Source organism: Pseudomonas sp. FW300-N1A1, assembly GCF_058789115.1.
The window spans coordinates 19,426-34,284 of sequence record NZ_JBYTBK010000020.1 but is presented as its reverse complement, the minus strand read 5'-3'; the positions used below and the strand labels follow the sequence as shown (position 1 = coordinate 34,284).

Annotated in this window: 12 protein-coding genes; 3 read left to right on the top strand and 9 right to left on the bottom strand. The window is 61.6% G+C overall.

All coding sequences use genetic code 11. The annotated features are described in order from the left end of the window. The first annotated feature begins 28 nt into the window (after positions 1 to 28). From AC3WQN_RS15200 to AC3WQN_RS15190, 3 genes are read left to right on the top strand one after another with little or no spacing between them, the layout of a single operon-like run. The gene (locus AC3WQN_RS15200) at positions 29 to 1,138 is read left to right on the top strand and encodes an efflux RND transporter periplasmic adaptor subunit (RefSeq protein WP_103399578.1); all 1,110 of its coding nucleotides are present in this window, start codon (positions 29 to 31) and stop codon (positions 1,136 to 1,138) included. Next, positions 1,135 to 2,205 carry an efflux RND transporter periplasmic adaptor subunit gene (locus AC3WQN_RS15195; RefSeq protein ID WP_103399577.1) on the top strand — a complete coding sequence of 357 codons (1,071 nt, stop codon included), beginning with the start codon at positions 1,135 to 1,137 and terminating at the stop codon, positions 2,203 to 2,205. Before AC3WQN_RS15200 ends, AC3WQN_RS15195 begins: the two co-directional genes overlap by 4 nt. After that, positions 2,202 to 5,255: an efflux RND transporter permease subunit gene (locus AC3WQN_RS15190; protein ID WP_095144504.1), complete on the top strand. Its 3,054-nt coding sequence runs from the start codon at positions 2,202 to 2,204 to the stop codon at positions 5,253 to 5,255. The genes AC3WQN_RS15195 and AC3WQN_RS15190 overlap by 4 nt, the downstream gene beginning before the upstream one ends. Before the next feature lie 90 nt (positions 5,256 to 5,345). Here AC3WQN_RS15190 and AC3WQN_RS15185 read toward each other — a convergent pair whose 3' ends face one another. The 9 genes from AC3WQN_RS15185 to tcyN all read right to left on the bottom strand — a co-directional run bounded on the left by AC3WQN_RS15185 (position 5,346) and on the right by tcyN (position 14,856). Next, entirely contained in the window at positions 5,346 to 5,972 is a 627-nt protein-coding gene (locus AC3WQN_RS15185; protein ID WP_103399576.1) for a class I SAM-dependent methyltransferase, read from the bottom strand. Between the two features lie 93 nt (positions 5,973 to 6,065). After that, positions 6,066 to 6,710 (bottom strand): methionine ABC transporter permease, encoded by a 645-nt coding sequence (locus AC3WQN_RS15180; protein ID WP_095082107.1) that lies wholly within the window; start codon positions 6,708 to 6,710, stop codon positions 6,066 to 6,068. Continuing rightward, complete coding sequence (locus tag AC3WQN_RS15175; RefSeq protein ID WP_103399575.1) at positions 6,700 to 7,821, bottom strand: methionine ABC transporter ATP-binding protein; 1,122 nt, start codon at positions 7,819 to 7,821, stop codon at positions 6,700 to 6,702. The genes AC3WQN_RS15180 and AC3WQN_RS15175 overlap by 11 nt, the downstream gene beginning before the upstream one ends. Positions 7,822 to 7,823: 2 nt before the next feature. Further along, positions 7,824 to 8,633, bottom strand: a complete 810-nt coding sequence (locus AC3WQN_RS15170) for a MetQ/NlpA family ABC transporter substrate-binding protein (protein ID WP_103399616.1) — start codon at positions 8,631 to 8,633, stop codon at positions 7,824 to 7,826. A 56-nt stretch (positions 8,634 to 8,689) separates the two neighbouring features. Continuing rightward, the gene (locus tag AC3WQN_RS15165; RefSeq protein ID WP_103399574.1) at positions 8,690 to 10,057 is read right to left on the bottom strand and encodes an LLM class flavin-dependent oxidoreductase; all 1,368 of its coding nucleotides are present in this window, start codon (positions 10,055 to 10,057) and stop codon (positions 8,690 to 8,692) included. Next, positions 10,057 to 11,250, bottom strand: a complete 1,194-nt coding sequence (locus AC3WQN_RS15160; protein WP_103399573.1) for an SfnB family sulfur acquisition oxidoreductase — start codon at positions 11,248 to 11,250, stop codon at positions 10,057 to 10,059. The genes AC3WQN_RS15165 and AC3WQN_RS15160 overlap by 1 nt, the downstream gene beginning before the upstream one ends. 24 nt (positions 11,251 to 11,274) lie before the next feature. Continuing rightward, positions 11,275 to 12,516 (bottom strand): SfnB family sulfur acquisition oxidoreductase, encoded by a 1,242-nt coding sequence (locus tag AC3WQN_RS15155; protein ID WP_103399572.1) that lies wholly within the window; start codon positions 12,514 to 12,516, stop codon positions 11,275 to 11,277. A gap of 281 nt (positions 12,517 to 12,797) precedes the next feature. Next, positions 12,798 to 13,601, bottom strand: coding sequence for a hypothetical protein (locus tag AC3WQN_RS15150; RefSeq protein ID WP_256587240.1), 804 nt, complete (start codon positions 13,599 to 13,601; stop codon positions 12,798 to 12,800). Positions 13,602 to 14,109: 508 nt separating this feature from the next. After that, positions 14,110 to 14,856, bottom strand: coding sequence for an L-cystine ABC transporter ATP-binding protein TcyN (tcyN, locus tag AC3WQN_RS15145; protein WP_103399571.1), 747 nt, complete (start codon positions 14,854 to 14,856; stop codon positions 14,110 to 14,112). Positions 14,857 to 14,859: the final 3 nt, after the last annotated feature.

Below are 14,859 nucleotides of genomic sequence, written 5' to 3'. Positions count from 1 at the left end.
TCCGCCCGTATTACGCAAAGGAGCTTGCATGGCTGGTCCCGGATTGAAGTGTATCGTTGGCCTGAGCCTCTTTGCCCTGTTGACCGCGTGCGGCGACAAGCAGCCCGTTGAAAAGGAACGCCCACGGGTGTTCGTGCAAGAGGTAAAACCCACTGAGTTCGCGGCCTCGGTGACCCTCACCGGGGATGTTCAGGCGCGGGTCCAGACCGAGTTGTCGTTCCGCGTGGACGGCAAGATCATCCAGCGCATGGTGGATGTCGGTGATCGCGTGTCAGCCAGGCAAGTGCTGGCCAGGCTCGATCCGAAAGACCTGCAGACCAGCCTCGACAGCGCTCAGGCCCAAGTGGTCGCCGAACAGGCGCGGGTCAAGCAGGCGGCTGCCGCGTTCGTCCGCCAGCAAAAACTCCTGCCCAAAGCCTATACCAGCCAAAGCGAATACGACTCTGCCCAGGCGGCATTGCGCAGCAGCCAGAGCGCCCTGGCGGCCGCGCAGGCGCAGTTGGCCAATGCCCGCCAGCAACTGAGCTACACCGCGCTGGTTAGCGATGCGCCTGGCGTGATCACTGCGCGTCAGGCGGAAGTCGGCCAGGTGGTGCAGGCCACGGTGCCGATTTTCAGCCTGGCCCGGGACGGCGATCGCGACGCGGTGTTCAACGTTTATGAATCACTGCTGCTCGAGGAGCCCGAAGACAAGACCGTGGTGGTCAGTCTGCTCGATGACCCGCGCATCAAGACCACCGGTATCGTGCGTGAAATTACCCCGGCCGTGTCGGCGCAAAGCGGCACGGTACAGATCAAGGTGACCCTTGCGGAGCTACCTGAAGGCATGCGGCTGGGCTCTGTGGTCAGTGCCACGGGCAAGGTACCAGGCAAGTCCGTGGTCGAGTTGCCTTGGGCGGCACTGACCAAGAACCTCAGCGAGCCGGCCGTGTGGCTGGTGGATGCTGACGGCAAGGCACAGCTCAAGACCGTCAAGGTAGGTCGTTACCTGACCGGCAAAGTCATCATCAGCGAGGGCCTGACCGGCGGAGAGAAAGTCGTCACCGCCGGCGGCCAGTTGCTGCACCCCAATGTGTTGGTGGAGATTGTCCCCTCGCCTGCCCAACCCTCGATGCAATCGCCGGGAGCCCAACCATGAAGCGCTGGCTACTGTTGTTGTCGGCGGGCCTGCTGGTGTCGGCCTGCTCGGAGAAAGAGGCGCCACCGGAGCCGGTGCGTCCGGTGTTGTCCATCAAGGTACAGGCGCTGGATCAGGAGGATCTCGGACGATTTGCCGGGACCATCCAGGCTCGCTACGAAAGCAATCTTGGTTTCCGTGTGCCGGGACGTATCGCCAGCCGTGCGGAGGATGTCGGCAGCGAAGTCGAGAAGGGCGCGTTGCTGGCGACCCTCGACCCGACGGAACAGCAAAACCAGTTGCGCTCCACGCAGGGCGACCTGGCGAAGATCGAGGCGCAATTGATCAACGCCCAGGCCAATGCCCGGCGTCAGCAGGAGTTGTTTGACCAGGGCGTCGGTGCCCAGGCGCAACTGGACATTGCCCAGACCGACCTGAAAACCACCCAGGCGTCACTGGATCAGGCTCGGGCGGCGGTCAACCAGGCTCGGGACCAGCTCGCCTATACCGAGCTGCGCACGGATCATGCGGCTGTCGTCACGGCCTGGAACGCCGAGGCCGGACAGGTGGTGAGCGCCGGACAGCAAGTGGTGACCCTGGCGCGGCCGGACATCAAGGAAGCGGTCATTGACCTGCCGGCCACCCTTGCCGAACAGTTGCCGACCGACGTGGTGTTCGAAGTCTCGGCGCAACTGGACCCGAGCATGCGCACAACGGCCATCATCCGCGAGATCGAACCGCAGGCACAAAGCGCGACCCGTACCCGGCGCGCTCGCCTGACCCTGACGGAAACGCCCGTGGGGTTCCGCCTTGGTACGGCCATCAGCGTGAGTCTGCGTACCGCTATCGAACCGCGCATTGAACTGCCGCTGACCACCTTGCAGGAAGTCGACGGCAAAACCCGTATCTGGGTGGTCGACCCCCACACCCAAACCGTTTCTCCACGCGAGGTCAGCGTGGTCAGCCGTGGTCCCGACAGTGTGATCCTGGGGCGGGGCCTCAAGAGTGGCGAGCGCGTGGTCAGCGCCGGAGTGAACAGCCTCAAGCCGGGGCAGAAAGTGAAAGTCGACGAGGACAGCCCGCGATGAAAGGGAGTTTCAACTTATCCGAATGGGCCCTCAAGCATCAGTCCTTCGTCTGGTACCTGATGTTCGTTGCCTTGCTCATGGGCGTGTTTTCGTACCTCAATCTGGGGCGCGAGGAAGACCCTTCGTTCACCATCAAGACCATGGTGATCCAGACCCGCTGGCCCGGTGCGACCCAGGAAGAAACCCTCAAGCAGGTCACCGACCGGATCGAGAAGAAGCTCGAAGAGCTCGACTCGCTCGACTACGTGAAAAGCTACACCCGGCCCGGCGAGTCCACGGTGTATGTCTACTTGCACGACACCACCAAGGCCAAGGACATTCCGGAAATCTGGTACCAGGTGCGCAAGAAGATCAACGATATTCGCGGCACCTTCCCGCAAGGCATACAGGGGCCGTCGTTCAACGACGAGTTCGGTGATGTGTTCGGCTCGGTGTTTGCCTTTACCGCCGATGGCCTGTCGATGCGCCAGTTGCGCGACTACGTCGAGCAGGCGCGCGCCGAGATCCGCGACGTGCCGGGGCTGGGCAAGATCGAAATGGTCGGCCAGCAGGACGAAGTGCTGTACCTGAACTTCTCCACGCGCAAGCTGGCGGCCCTGGGGCTTGACCAGCGCGAGGTGGTGCAGAGCCTGCAAGCCCAGAACGCCGTGACCCCGGCCGGGGTGATCGAGGCCGGTCCCGAGCGGATTTCCGTGCGCACCTCCGGGCAGTTTGCTTCGGAGAAAGACCTGGCGGCGGTCAATTTGCGGCTCAACGACCGTTTCTACCGCCTGGCCGACATCGCGGACATTACCCGTGGCTATGTCGACCCGGCCGCCCCGATGTTCCGCTTCAATGGCCAGCCGGCGATTGGCCTGGCGATTGCCATGAAGGCGGGCGGCAACATTCAGGAGTTCGGCAAGGCCCTGCACGCACGCATGGATCAGCTCACCGCGGACCTGCCGGTGGGGGTTGGCGTGCACAAGGTGTCGGACCAGGCCGAAGTGGTGGAGGAGGCCGTTGGCGGCTTCACCAGCGCGCTGTTCGAAGCGGTCATCATCGTGCTGGTGGTCAGCTTCATCAGCCTCGGTGTGCGCGCCGGGCTGGTGGTGGCGTGTTCGATTCCGCTGGTGCTGGCGATGGTCTTTGTGTTCATGGAATACAGTGGCATCACCATGCAGCGGATTTCCCTCGGTGCATTGATCATCGCCCTGGGCCTGCTGGTGGATGATGCGATGATCACCGTCGAGATGATGGTCACGCGCCTGGAAATGGGGGAAACCAAGGAACAGGCGGCGACCTTCGCCTATACCTCGACCGCGTTCCCGATGCTCACCGGGACCCTGGTGACCGTCGCCGGTTTTGTGCCGATCGGGCTGAACGGTAGCTCTGCCGGCGAATACACCTTCACCTTGTTTGCCGTGATCGCGGTGGCCATGATCGTGTCGTGGATTGTCGCGGTGCTGTTTGCCCCGGTGATCGGCGTGCACATCCTCAGTACCAAGGTCAAACCGCACTCTGCCGAGCCAGGGCGCATCGGCCGGGCCTTCAACGGTGGTTTGCTCTGGTGCATGCGCAATCGCTGGTGGGCCATCGGTATCACCGTGCTGTGCTTTGTGCTGGCAGTGTTTTCCATGCGCTTTGTGCAGAACCAGTTCTTCCCTTCGTCCGATCGTCCGGAAATTCTCGTCGACCTGAACCTGCCGCAAAACGCCTCGCTGGATGAAACCCGCAAGGCCGTTGACCGCCTGGAAGCGACCCTCAAGGGCGACCCGGATATCGTGCGCTGGAGCACGTACATCGGCCAGGGCGCGATTCGTTTCTACCTGCCACTCGACCAGCAATTGCAGAACCCCTTCTATGCGCAGCTGGTGATCGTCAGCAAGGACTTCCAGGCGCGCACGGAACTCAGCCAGCGGTTGCGCGAGCGGCTGCGCAAGGATTTCGTCGGTATCGGCAGCTATGTACAAGCGCTGGAAATGGGCCCGCCGGTCGGGCGGCCGATCCAGTACCGGGTCAGCGGCAAGGACATCGATCAGGTGCGCAAGCACGCCATCGACCTGGCCAGCGAACTGGACAAGAACCCGCACATCGGCGAGATCATTTTTGACTGGAACGAACCGGGCAAGGTCTTGCGCATCGATATTGCCCAGGACAAGGCGCGGCAACTCGGGTTGTCATCCGAGGACGTGGCCAGCTTGATGAATGGCATTGTCAGCGGCTCGACGGTGACCCAGGTTGACGATGACATCTACCTGATCAACGTGATCGGCCGCGCGGTGGACAGCGAACGGGGGACGCCGGAAACCCTGCAGAACCTGCAGATCGTGACACCGGGTGGCACCTCGATTCCGTTGCTGGCCTTCGCCACCGTGCGCTATGAGCTGGAGCAGCCACTGGTCTGGCGTCGTGACCGCAAGCCGACGATCACCATCAAGGCGGCGGTTCGCGATGAGATCCAGCCCACTGACCTGGTGCGGTTGTTGAAGCCGGACATCGATAAATTCGCCGCCACGTTGCCAGTGGGCTACAAGGTCGCCACGGGGGGCACGGTGGAGGAGAGCGGCAAGGCTCAGGGTCCGATCGCCAAAGTGGTGCCGCTAATGCTGTTCCTGATGGCGACCTTCCTGATGATCCAGCTGCACAGCGTGCAGAAGCTGTTCCTGGTCGCCAGTGTCGCGCCGCTGGGTCTGATCGGCGTAGTCCTGGCGCTGATTCCCACGGGCACGCCCATGGGCTTTGTGGCGATCCTGGGGATTCTTGCGCTGATCGGTATCATCATCCGCAACTCGGTGATCCTGGTCACCCAGATTGATGAGCTCGAGCGCAGCGGCTGTTCACCCTGGGATGCCGTGGTGCAAGCCACCGAACACCGCCGCCGGCCGATTCTGCTCACCGCCGCTGCCGCGAGCATGGGCATGATCCCGATTGCCCGTGAGGTGTTCTGGGGGCCGATGGCCTACGCGATGATTGGCGGGATCATTGTCGCCACCTTGCTGACGCTGTTGTTCCTGCCGGCGCTGTATGTGGCCTGGTACAAGATCAAGGAACCGCAGAAACAAGCCGTTTGATGATCGTTCCCACGCGCCTGCGTGGGAATGCCTCCCGGGACGCTCCACGTCCCTGCGTCACCACCGCAGGGCGTCACCGACTTCAGTCTGTTATCCCTTGCGCCAGACACTCGCCAACCAGGGCTGCTGATCCCTCGGCAGCCCCGCTGGCCGGTAGTAATGTTCCAGCTCCACAAACCCTGCAGCTGTCAGCAGCACCTGCCACGCCGCCAGGTCGTGATAGGCCCCGAAACGCTGCCCGTTCCAGCCTTCACGGTTATCCCCGCGCGGGTTCGAACTGAACAGTACCCCACCCGGTTTCAAGGTGCCGTGCAGCTGCTTGAGCACTCGGGGCAGTTCTTGAACAGGAATGTGAAACAGCACGGCATTGGCGAAAATGCCGTCGAAGCGTTCGGCCGGCAGGTCAAGGTTGAGAAAGTCTTGCTGCCAGACCTCACAGCCGCTGTCATCGCGCGCCATCTGGGCAAACCGTTCACAGCCGTCGAGGCCAATGGCAACGTGACCCATGGCGGTGAAGGTTTTCAGGTCACGGCCCGGCCCACAGCCAAAATCGAGCAGGGTGAACGGTGCCGTACCCTGGATATGCCGTAGCAGCGCGTCGATGTTCTGGCTGACATCGTGATCGCGAGTGCCTTCGCGAAAATCCTCGGCCACTTCCTCGTAGTGGCCCAGGGTGGTGGTCGTGATCTGCTGGAGGTCGTCGGGGGTGTGCTTCATGATCGGCTGCGCAGGCAAAGGAGATGGGCCGACTATAAGCTTTTTTTGCGTCTGATCGTTCCCGGGCTCCGCGTCCCTTCGGCGGAAAACGATTCAACGTTTGTTGACGACCCGCGCCAGTCGATCCCCTCCAACCTGAATCGCCGCCACCAGTATCACCAGCAGCGCAATCACCGTGAGCATGATCTGGCTGTCGAAACGCTGATAGCCGTAGCGGTACGCGATATCTCCCAACCCACCGGCACCAATGGCACCGGCCATGGCCGAGGAGTTGATCATGGTCACCAGGGTGATGGTGAACCCGCCGACAATCCCCGGCAGTGCTTCGGGCAGCAGTACATGCCAAATGATGTGCCAGCGCCGGCAGCCCATGGCCTGTGCCGCTTCGATCAGGCCGTGGTCGACCTCACGCAAACTGACTTCCGCTATGCGCGCAAAGAATGGCGTGGCGGCGATGGTCAGCGGCACCACGGCGGCCCAGACGCCATAGGTGGTGCCGACGATCAGGCGGGTGAAGGGAATCAGCGCGACCATCAGGATCAGGAACGGAATCGACCTGAACAGGTTCACAAAGGCCCCCAGCGCCCGGTTCAATGCCGGCGCTTCGTAGATCCCGCCCTTGGCGCTGGTGACCAGGATCACCGCCAGCGGAATACCCGCCAACAGTGCGATCAGCGACGACACGCCAACCATCAGGAAGGTGTCGATAACGCCCTGCAACAATCGATCAAACCACATAACCCAGCACCTCCACCTGTTGCGCCCATTGAGTGGCCCGTTGTCGCAGTTCTTCGGCCCCCAGGGACGATCCTGTCACCGCCAGCAGCAATTGCCCGAGGGCATGCCCCTGGATCCGCTCGACACCCCCTTGCAGTAAGCGCACATGCCCACCCAGGGCGCCGAACAGCGCCGCCAGGTCAGGTTCATCCGCGCCGCTGCCAGTGAACTGCAAGCGCAGCACGACGGCGGCTTGCGCTGAATGTGGCTGGGGCTGCAGGCGGCTTTGCAGCTCTTCTGGCAGTCCGTGTTGCAACGGCGCCAGCAAGGTTTTGCTGACCTCGTGTCGTGGGTTGCCAAACACTTCCCAGACCGGGCCTTGCTCGACGATTCGCCCGTGCTCGAGCACCACCACCCGATCACAGATATCGCGGATCACCGCCATCTCGTGAGTGATCAGGATGATGGTCAGTCCCAGGCGCCGATTGATCTCGCGCAGCAGGCCGAGGATCGACTGGGTGGTCTCTGGATCCAGTGCTGAAGTCGCCTCGTCGCACAGCAGAATCTGCGGGTCGTGCACCAGCGCCCGGGCGATGCCAACGCGCTGCTTTTGCCCCCCCGAGAGCTGCGCCGGGTAGGCCTTGTGCTTGGTTTGCAGGCCCACCAGTTCCAGCAGTTCGCGCACCTTGGCCGCGCGTTCGGCTTTCGGCACGCCGGCGACCTTCAGCGGCAGCTCGACGTTCTGCCAGACGGTCTTGGCCGACATCAGGTTGAAGTGCTGGAAGATCATGCCGATGCGCCGACGCAGCGCCACCAGGCGGTCCTCATCGAACTCGCCGATGTCCACGTGATCGATCAGCACCCGGCCGCTGCTCGGTTGTTCAAGGCGGTTGATAGTGCGGATCAGCGACGACTTGCCGGCGCCGCTGCGACCGATGATGCCGAACACTTCGCCGCGCTGGATCGCCAGGTCGATGCCCTGCAGTGCCGCCACCGGACCCTGTTGGCCCTGGTAAGTCTTGCCCAGGCCGATGAAGCGCACGTGAGCGTGAGTGAGTTGCGGATGCAGTTCGGTCTGTTCGGCGTCATGGGGCTCTGGAATCTCCAGTCGCCGTTGGATGGCGGCGCTCATGCTCAGCTTTCCCAGCCGGCTTGGTAGAGCTTGCCGTGGGCCTTGTCCAGGGCGGCGCGCACCACGGGTGAATGCTGGTAGATGTCGACGAACTTGATCAGGCGCGGGTCGGTCTTGCTTTTCGGCTGGATCACGAACTGGATCACGTACTCCTTGTGGTCCAGACCGTCGAACAGCAAGGCAGAACCGGCGTCGAAGGTCTTGGCCAGGCGGATGTAGGCGGGGTAGCCCTGCACCAGGTCGGCGTCGTCATAGGCGCGCACCAGTTGCACGGCTTCGACCTGAAGGATCTTGATCTGCTTCGGATTGGCGACGATGTCGTCTTCGGTGGCTTTGTAGCCGACCCCTGGCTTGAGGCTGATCAGCCCGGCCTTGGCCAGCAACTGCAGGCCGCGTCCGCTGTTGATCGGATCGTTGGCGATGGCCACGCTGGCGCCCACTGGCAGTTCATCGAAGCTTTTGTATTTTTTCGAGTACAGGCCGACGTTGTTGATGATCCCCGGCGCGAACGGCACCAGGTCAAAGTGGGCGGTGGCCTTGGCGTTTTCCAGGAACGGGATGTGCTGGAAGTAGTTCACGTCGATGTCCCCCGAGGCCAGGCTGACGTTCGGGGCGATCCAGTCGCTGAACTCCACCAGTTCGACCTTCAGGCCTTGTTTGCCGGCTTCTTCGACAGCGGCTTCAAGGGGAATGGCGAAGGCGGCGGTGGTGCCGATTTTCAGGGGGGTATCGGCGGCGAAAACCGCCGGGCTGAACAGGCCGATGGCCAGGGCCAGTGCTTTGACTGGGCGGCTAAACAGAGTGTTTTTCATCATTGGGCTTCCAGTCAGTTTAAAGTCGTTCGTTCCCATGGGGTGCGCTGGAACGATCAGTTACGGTAAGTCGAGCCGGTATGTTGTTTGGGCAATTGCGCGTCGGCGTGAAACAGCTTTTCGCGCAGCGTGCCCGCCTCGTATTCGGTCTTGTACGAGCCGCGTTGCTGCAGTTCGGGAATCACCAGGTCGATGAAGTCGACATAGCTTTCCGGGGTGACGATGCGGGTCAGGTTGAAGCCGTCCAGGCCGGTTTCGGCGATCCACGATTCCAGTTCGTCGGCTACTTGAGCGGGCGAGCCGACCACCGTGATGTAGCGTCCGCCCAGAGCGTGTTGCTCCAGTAATCTGCGCCGGGTCCAATCGTTGTTTTGCAGGTGCCGGGTCGCGGACTGGATGGCGTTGCTTTTCACGTACTGGATCGGCTCATCGAGTTCGTACTCGGAAAAATCGATCCCGGTGGAAGCGGAAAAATGCGCCACGCCCGCCTCGGCACTGGCATAGCTCAGGTACTCGGCATGCTTGGCCCACGCCTGCGCTTCGGTGGCCCCGACGATCACGTTCAAGCCCATGAACACCTTGATGTCGCCCGGGTTGCGCCCCGCCTCAATGGCACTGGCGCGCACCTTGTCCACCTGGGCCCGGGTCGAGGCCTTGTCCTGGCCACTGATGAACACGCACTCGGCGTGCTGGCCGGCGAACTGCAAGCCGCGCTCCGAACTGCCGGCCTGGAACAGTACCGGCGTGCGCTGCGGTGAGGGTTCGCACAGGTGATAGCCCTCGACCTGATAGAACTCGCCGTGGTGCTCGACCTTGTGCACTTTGTCCGGCCGGGCATAGATGCGCTGTGCACGGTCGTTGACCACCGCGTCGCTCTCCCAGCTGCCTTCCCAGAGCTTGTAGAGCACTTGCAGGTATTCGTCGGCCTGGTCGTAGCGCCGGTCATGCTCCACTTGTTCGTTCAGGCCCATGGCCTTGGCGGCGCTGTCCAGGTAGCCGGTAACGATGTTCCAGCCCACCCGGCCACGGCTCAGGTGGTCGAGTGTCGACAGGCGCCGGGCGAACAGGTACGGCGGCTCGTAGGTAAGGTTGGCGGTCAGGCCGAAACCGAGGTTTTTCGTCACCGCCGCCATGGCCGAGACCAGCAGCAACGGGTCGTTGACCGGCAGCTGGATCGACTCTTTCAGGGGAACGTCGACCGAACCTTGATAAACGTCATACACGCCGACGATGTCGGCGATGAACAAGCCATCGAACAATCCGCGCTCAAGCAACTGTGCCAGTTCGGTCCAGTACTCGACGGTCTTGTACTGGGTCGAGTTGTCCCGTGGATGGGTCCACAAGCCATGGTTGATGTGCCCGATGCAGTTCATGTTGAAGGCATTGAGCAGGATCTTTTTCTTCGCTTCTGCAGGGCGGCTCATCAGATGGTCCCCCGCAGCGGCGGGTTTTCGTCGTTGAGGTAGTAGTTGCCCACCGCGTGGTACTTCCAGCGCACCGGATCGTGCAGGGTATGCACACGTGCGTTGCGCCAGTGCCGGTCCAGGCCGTGCTCGGCGAGTGTTGCCTGACTGCCGGCCAGCTCGAACAGTGTGCTGCCGGCCGCCAGCGAGATTTCGGTGCTGATGGCGCGGGCTTCGGCCACGGCAATCGAGGCCGCCGCGACGGTTTGCGCGTTGCTCCTGGCCTGCGCCGTATCGAGGTATTCGCCGGCGCGCTCGAGCAAGGCTTGCGCGGCGTGCAGGCGAATGCTCAGTTGGCCGAAGCGCTTGAGCGTCAGTGGGTCTTCGGTGGCCTTGTCGCTGCCTGAGTCGATCCACGGCCGGGTTTTGGTTCGCACGAAATGCAGCGCGTCTTCATAGGCGGCGCGGGCGATACCGGTGTCGATGGCCGCGTGGAGAATCTGTGCCAGCGGGCCCACGGTGGTCGGGCGTTCGAAGGCGCTCTGGAACGGCACCACGTCGTCGGCCGACACGTAGACCTCCTCGAACACCACCGAGCCGCTGCCGGTGGTGCGCTGGCCGAAGCCGCTCCAGTCGTCGATCACCGTCAGCCCCTGGCTGTCGCGCGGGACGAAGGCCAGTTGCTGGACGCCGTTTTCATCGACCACCGAGGTGGGAATCCGCTGCGCGTAGATCGCGCCGGTCGCGTAAAACTTGCGCCCGTTGATGCGATAACCGTCGCCGTCGCGTGTCAGGCGGGTGACCCGGTCGTGAGCGGTGCGGGTACCCAGTTCGGCCAGGGCATTGCCGAAGCGCTGGCCGGCCAGCACTTCGGCGTACAGGCGGCTTTTCTGCGCCTGGCTGCCGTTGATGCGCAGTACTTCGAGGGCATAAAAATGGTTCTGCGGGATTTGCCCCAGGGAGCCGTCGGCCTGGGCGATCAGGGCAATGACCTTGGCCAGGGTGACGCTGGAAACCCCCGCGCCGCCGTACTCCCTGGGCACACTGATGCCCCACAGGCCGGAGCGTGAAAAAGCCTCCAGTTCCAGGTGCGGCAAGCGGCGCTCGCGGTCGCGCAGGGCGCTGTCGCGCTGGAAGTCATCGGCCAGGTCGCTGGCGACAATAAGGGCATGCTCATCGCTGGTGATGACCGCGACGGAGTGGGAAAGAGTCATGTGTTTCTCCAGAGGTCGGGTCGGTCAGATCCAGGAATGCCGGGCCGGTAAAGTGCCGTTAAGGTGATAGCTGCCCACCGCGTGATACTTCCAGCGCACCGGGTCGTGCAGGGTATGCACGCGGGCGTTGCGCCAGTGGCGGTCGAGGTTGAACTCGGCGAGGGTGGCGCGGCTGCCGGCCAATTCGAAGAGTTTTTCGCTGGCCAGCAACGAGACCTCGGTGGTCAGCGCCTTGGCTTCGGCCACCGCAATCGAGGCGCGGGCGGCAGATTGGGCGGTGACCGGTGCCGCACTGACCTGATCGAGCACCCGACCAGCCTTGCGCAACAGCGCTTGGGCGGCGTGCAGTTCGATTTTCAGTTTGCCGATGTCGGCAATCACATAGAGGTCATCGCTGGCCCGGTCGACCTTGGCATCGATCCATGGCCGGGAGTGTTCGCGAACGAAGCGGATGGCGTCATCGATGGCTTCGCGGGCAATGCCGACATCGATGGCGGCCTGGATCAGTTGTGACACGGCGCCCTGAATGTTCGGGCTGTCATTGATTCGCCAGTTGTCCACCACCAGGGCGGCTTCGACCCGCACGTTGTTCAGCAGCACCGTGCCGCTGGCCGTGGTGCGCTGGCCAAACCCCGACCAGTCATCGACGATGCGCAGCCCAGGGGTGCCACGACGCACGAATGCCATGACTTGCTTGCCATCGTCATTCAGTGCCTTGACTGCAATCCAGTGGGCGAACAGCGCACCGGTGGAGTAAAACTTCTGGCCATTGAGCACGAAACCATCACCCTTGGCGGTGATGCGTGCCTTGAGTTCCAGGGTGTTCTTGCTGCCGCGTTCGGGACCTGCGTTGCCGATGCGCGCACCCTCGAGCACGCTTTGGAACAACTGCTGTTTCTGCGGTTCGCGGGCAACGTGCTGGAGCAGGTTAAGAATGCCGAACTGGTTCTGCGGGATTTGTCCCAACGCCGGGTCCGCCGCGGAAATGATCGCGAAGACTTCGGCGAGGGTGACGTATGAAACCTCGGGCCCACCGAAAGCCTTGCCAATGGCAATACTGCCCAGGCCGCTGCGGGTGAATTGCTCGATCTGTGCCCATGGCAATGTGCGTTGCTGATCGCGTTGCGCCGCGTGCAGGCGGGCAACATTCGCCAGTTCACGGGCAGCTTCAAGGGCTTGTGCGTCGTTGCGCAGGACGTGCGCGGGCAACAACGGCGGGGCGATGTCCAGATCGCTCTGAACGCTTGCTTCGGCCAGACTGGACATCACTGCCACTCCTTGGCTGTACGCAATGCCCTGGCGATCTGCACTGGGGTGATTGTGTTCCGGACCATACCTACCTCACATCTGATGGATAAGCCGCTCATGCGGCGAAATCGAATTCAAGAATGTCCGGTGGTCCGGTTCATATACCCTAATGGTGTATAAACAATTTATGAACTAACATTTTGGAATATGCATAGATGGTCAAGGTACGCCTCGGTAGTAAGGGGGCGCTTGCCCCGTTGGGTCGCTAAGCGACCCAGTCAGACCGTGAGCGCGGGTGTTCAAGGGTGCGGGTGGTTACTGCCAGAATATGGGCGAGTAGCCTCGGTGCAGGGTTTCTCAGTACGTAGCGCTTTGTTGGGCCGCACGGTGTAGCAGGGCTGGGTACCGCCGATTTTCAGGGTGCGAGCCGGTGCCCAGCGTGAGTTGTTCCCTACCCGGTCGAGGATGCAATAGGTGACTTCCAGGCGGTTGTCTTCACCCGCCTCCAGAATCACCGCCGGCGGTACCCAGACATTGACCGGCTTGCCGACCTCGTTCGCTTTGACCGTGGGCAGGTCCATGCGCACATCGCCCCAGCGCAGAGTGATCGCATCGTCAGCGGCCATGTTCAGGTAGGGCTCGATGGTCAGCGGAACGCCACGCTTGACCTGGCTTGGATTCACCCCGTGGCGGCGGATCATCTCTGGAATACCCAGGGGTTCCAGGCTCTGGTTTTCGTCGATGCACAAGGCGTGAGGCTGGCCTCCCGGGCAGTCGAGTTTGACCTGAACCCCTTTCGCAGCGGACAACGTCGGGCTTCGTCCAACCTGCATGACCTGATAGTGGATTCGAGAGTTGCCGTTGCGGATGAAGCTCTCCGGCACGCGCAATTGCAGTGGTTGGCCGATATCGGTGGCACCGAGCGCCCTGGAAGCCACATAGCAGTCGTCCCAGTACAACTCGATCAGGTCGCCTTCTTCCATGCTGGCATAAGGTGATATCTCGATCAGCAGGTGAGCGGCAGAGGTGATATTGATGGCTGACCCCGGTGATTGCGCCAGGCGGGGAGCTGTCAGTTCAACTGTGTTCGACATGCAGTTCATGAGTGTTCTCCTTGAAATAGTGCAACGAAGTCCATTTCGTAATGATGGGGTGCGTTAGTTGACAGTGATTCAAGCTGTTAACTATTTGCTAATAACGTCGAGAGTATTTTAGGTGTGGTGAAGAGTTAATGGGTGTCTAGATAAGAGCGCGCTTGATAACGTGTCAATAGTTAGAAGTTAATAACGATCTGATGTTTTGCTATTCAGAAAACTCCTACGTCATATGGATCGTCAGTGGACGGCTAGTTGACATTTTTCTTGGGGGCTTACTGATCTGGAGCCATAATATCTGGCACTTTGCGATGTGGGTATGGGCAGGGTATGTAGCCGCGCACGTGACAAGAGGTCGCAGCAGGAGGTCTCTATTTACCGCGCTCAAGCGATTGAATGAAGGCTGAATGAAATAGCGGGGATGCTGCTGGTCGGTTGATTTGTTATTTCGGGGAGTGTCACTTCCGTCCGTGGAAGATGAGCGCTTTTAATAGGGGTGGGTATGTTTTTTGTAACTTCAGTCGTTCAGGAACTTACTGAGGAATTGCCGTGTGCGTTCTTCTTTTGGATTGGCAAACAGTGCTTTTGCTTCGCCCTGTTCGACGATCACACCCTTGTCGAAAAACACCACCCGGTTCGCCACATCGCGGGCAAAGCCCATCTCGTGGGTGACGATGACCATGGTGCGTTTTTCTTCCGCCAGGCCACGAATGGTCGCCAGTACTTCGCCGACCAGTTCTGGGTCGAGGGCTGAAGTGGGCTCGTCGAAGAGAATCACTTCCGGTTCCATGGCCAGCGCCCGGGCAATGGCGACACGCTGCTGTTGCCCACCGGAGAGTCGGCGTGGGTAGGCGTCTTCCTTGCCCGCCAGGCCCACCTTGGCCAGCAGCTTGCGGCCCAATGCCAGTGCCTGTTCCCTGGGGACTTTCTTCACCACCAAAGGGCCTTCGGTGACGTTTTCCAGCGCGGTGCGGTGGGGGAACAGGTTGAAGTTCTGAAACACGAAACCTACGTGCTGGCGCAACTGTCGCACCAGGCCTTGCTGCTGGTTCAATGGGCGGCTGCCATCGATTTCGATGTCGCCGACCTTGATCCGGCCACTGGTGGGCTCTTCCAGGAAGTTAAGGCAACGCAGGAAGGTGGTCTTGCCCGAGCCGCTGGGGCCGATGATCGCGACCACCTCGCCTTCCTTGACCTCTAGATCGATGCCATTGAGCACCACTTGACCCTTGAACTGCTTTGTCAGTTTTTCCACGACAATCATTGG

What these genes read in the sequence shown, in the direction of transcription:
- AC3WQN_RS15200 (WP_103399578.1), top strand. Translation starts at nt 29, where the DNA reads ATGGCTGGTCCCGGATTGAAGTGTATCGTTGGCCTGAGCCTCTTTGCC.
- AC3WQN_RS15170 (WP_103399616.1), bottom strand. Translation starts at nt 8,633, where the DNA reads ATGAAAAACACTCTGTTTAGCCGCCCAGTCAAAGCACTGGCCCTGGCC.
- tcyN (WP_103399571.1), bottom strand. Translation starts at nt 14,856, where the DNA reads ATGATTGTCGTGGAAAAACTGACAAAGCAGTTCAAGGGTCAAGTGGTG.
- AC3WQN_RS15165 (WP_103399574.1), bottom strand. Translation starts at nt 10,057, where the DNA reads ATGAGCCGCCCTGCAGAAGCGAAGAAAAAGATCCTGCTCAATGCCTTC.
- AC3WQN_RS15190 (WP_095144504.1), top strand. Translation starts at nt 2,202, where the DNA reads ATGAAAGGGAGTTTCAACTTATCCGAATGGGCCCTCAAGCATCAGTCC.
- AC3WQN_RS15150 (WP_256587240.1), bottom strand. Translation starts at nt 13,601, where the DNA reads ATGAACTGCATGTCGAACACAGTTGAACTGACAGCTCCCCGCCTGGCG.
- AC3WQN_RS15155 (WP_103399572.1), bottom strand. Translation starts at nt 12,516, where the DNA reads ATGTCCAGTCTGGCCGAAGCAAGCGTTCAGAGCGATCTGGACATCGCC.
- AC3WQN_RS15180 (WP_095082107.1), bottom strand. Translation starts at nt 6,710, where the DNA reads ATGTGGTTTGATCGATTGTTGCAGGGCGTTATCGACACCTTCCTGATG.
- AC3WQN_RS15195 (WP_103399577.1), top strand. Translation starts at nt 1,135, where the DNA reads ATGAAGCGCTGGCTACTGTTGTTGTCGGCGGGCCTGCTGGTGTCGGCC.
- AC3WQN_RS15185 (WP_103399576.1), bottom strand. Translation starts at nt 5,972, where the DNA reads ATGAAGCACACCCCCGACGACCTCCAGCAGATCACGACCACCACCCTG.
- AC3WQN_RS15160 (WP_103399573.1), bottom strand. Translation starts at nt 11,250, where the DNA reads ATGACTCTTTCCCACTCCGTCGCGGTCATCACCAGCGATGAGCATGCC.
- AC3WQN_RS15175 (WP_103399575.1), bottom strand. Translation starts at nt 7,821, where the DNA reads ATGAGCGCCGCCATCCAACGGCGACTGGAGATTCCAGAGCCCCATGAC.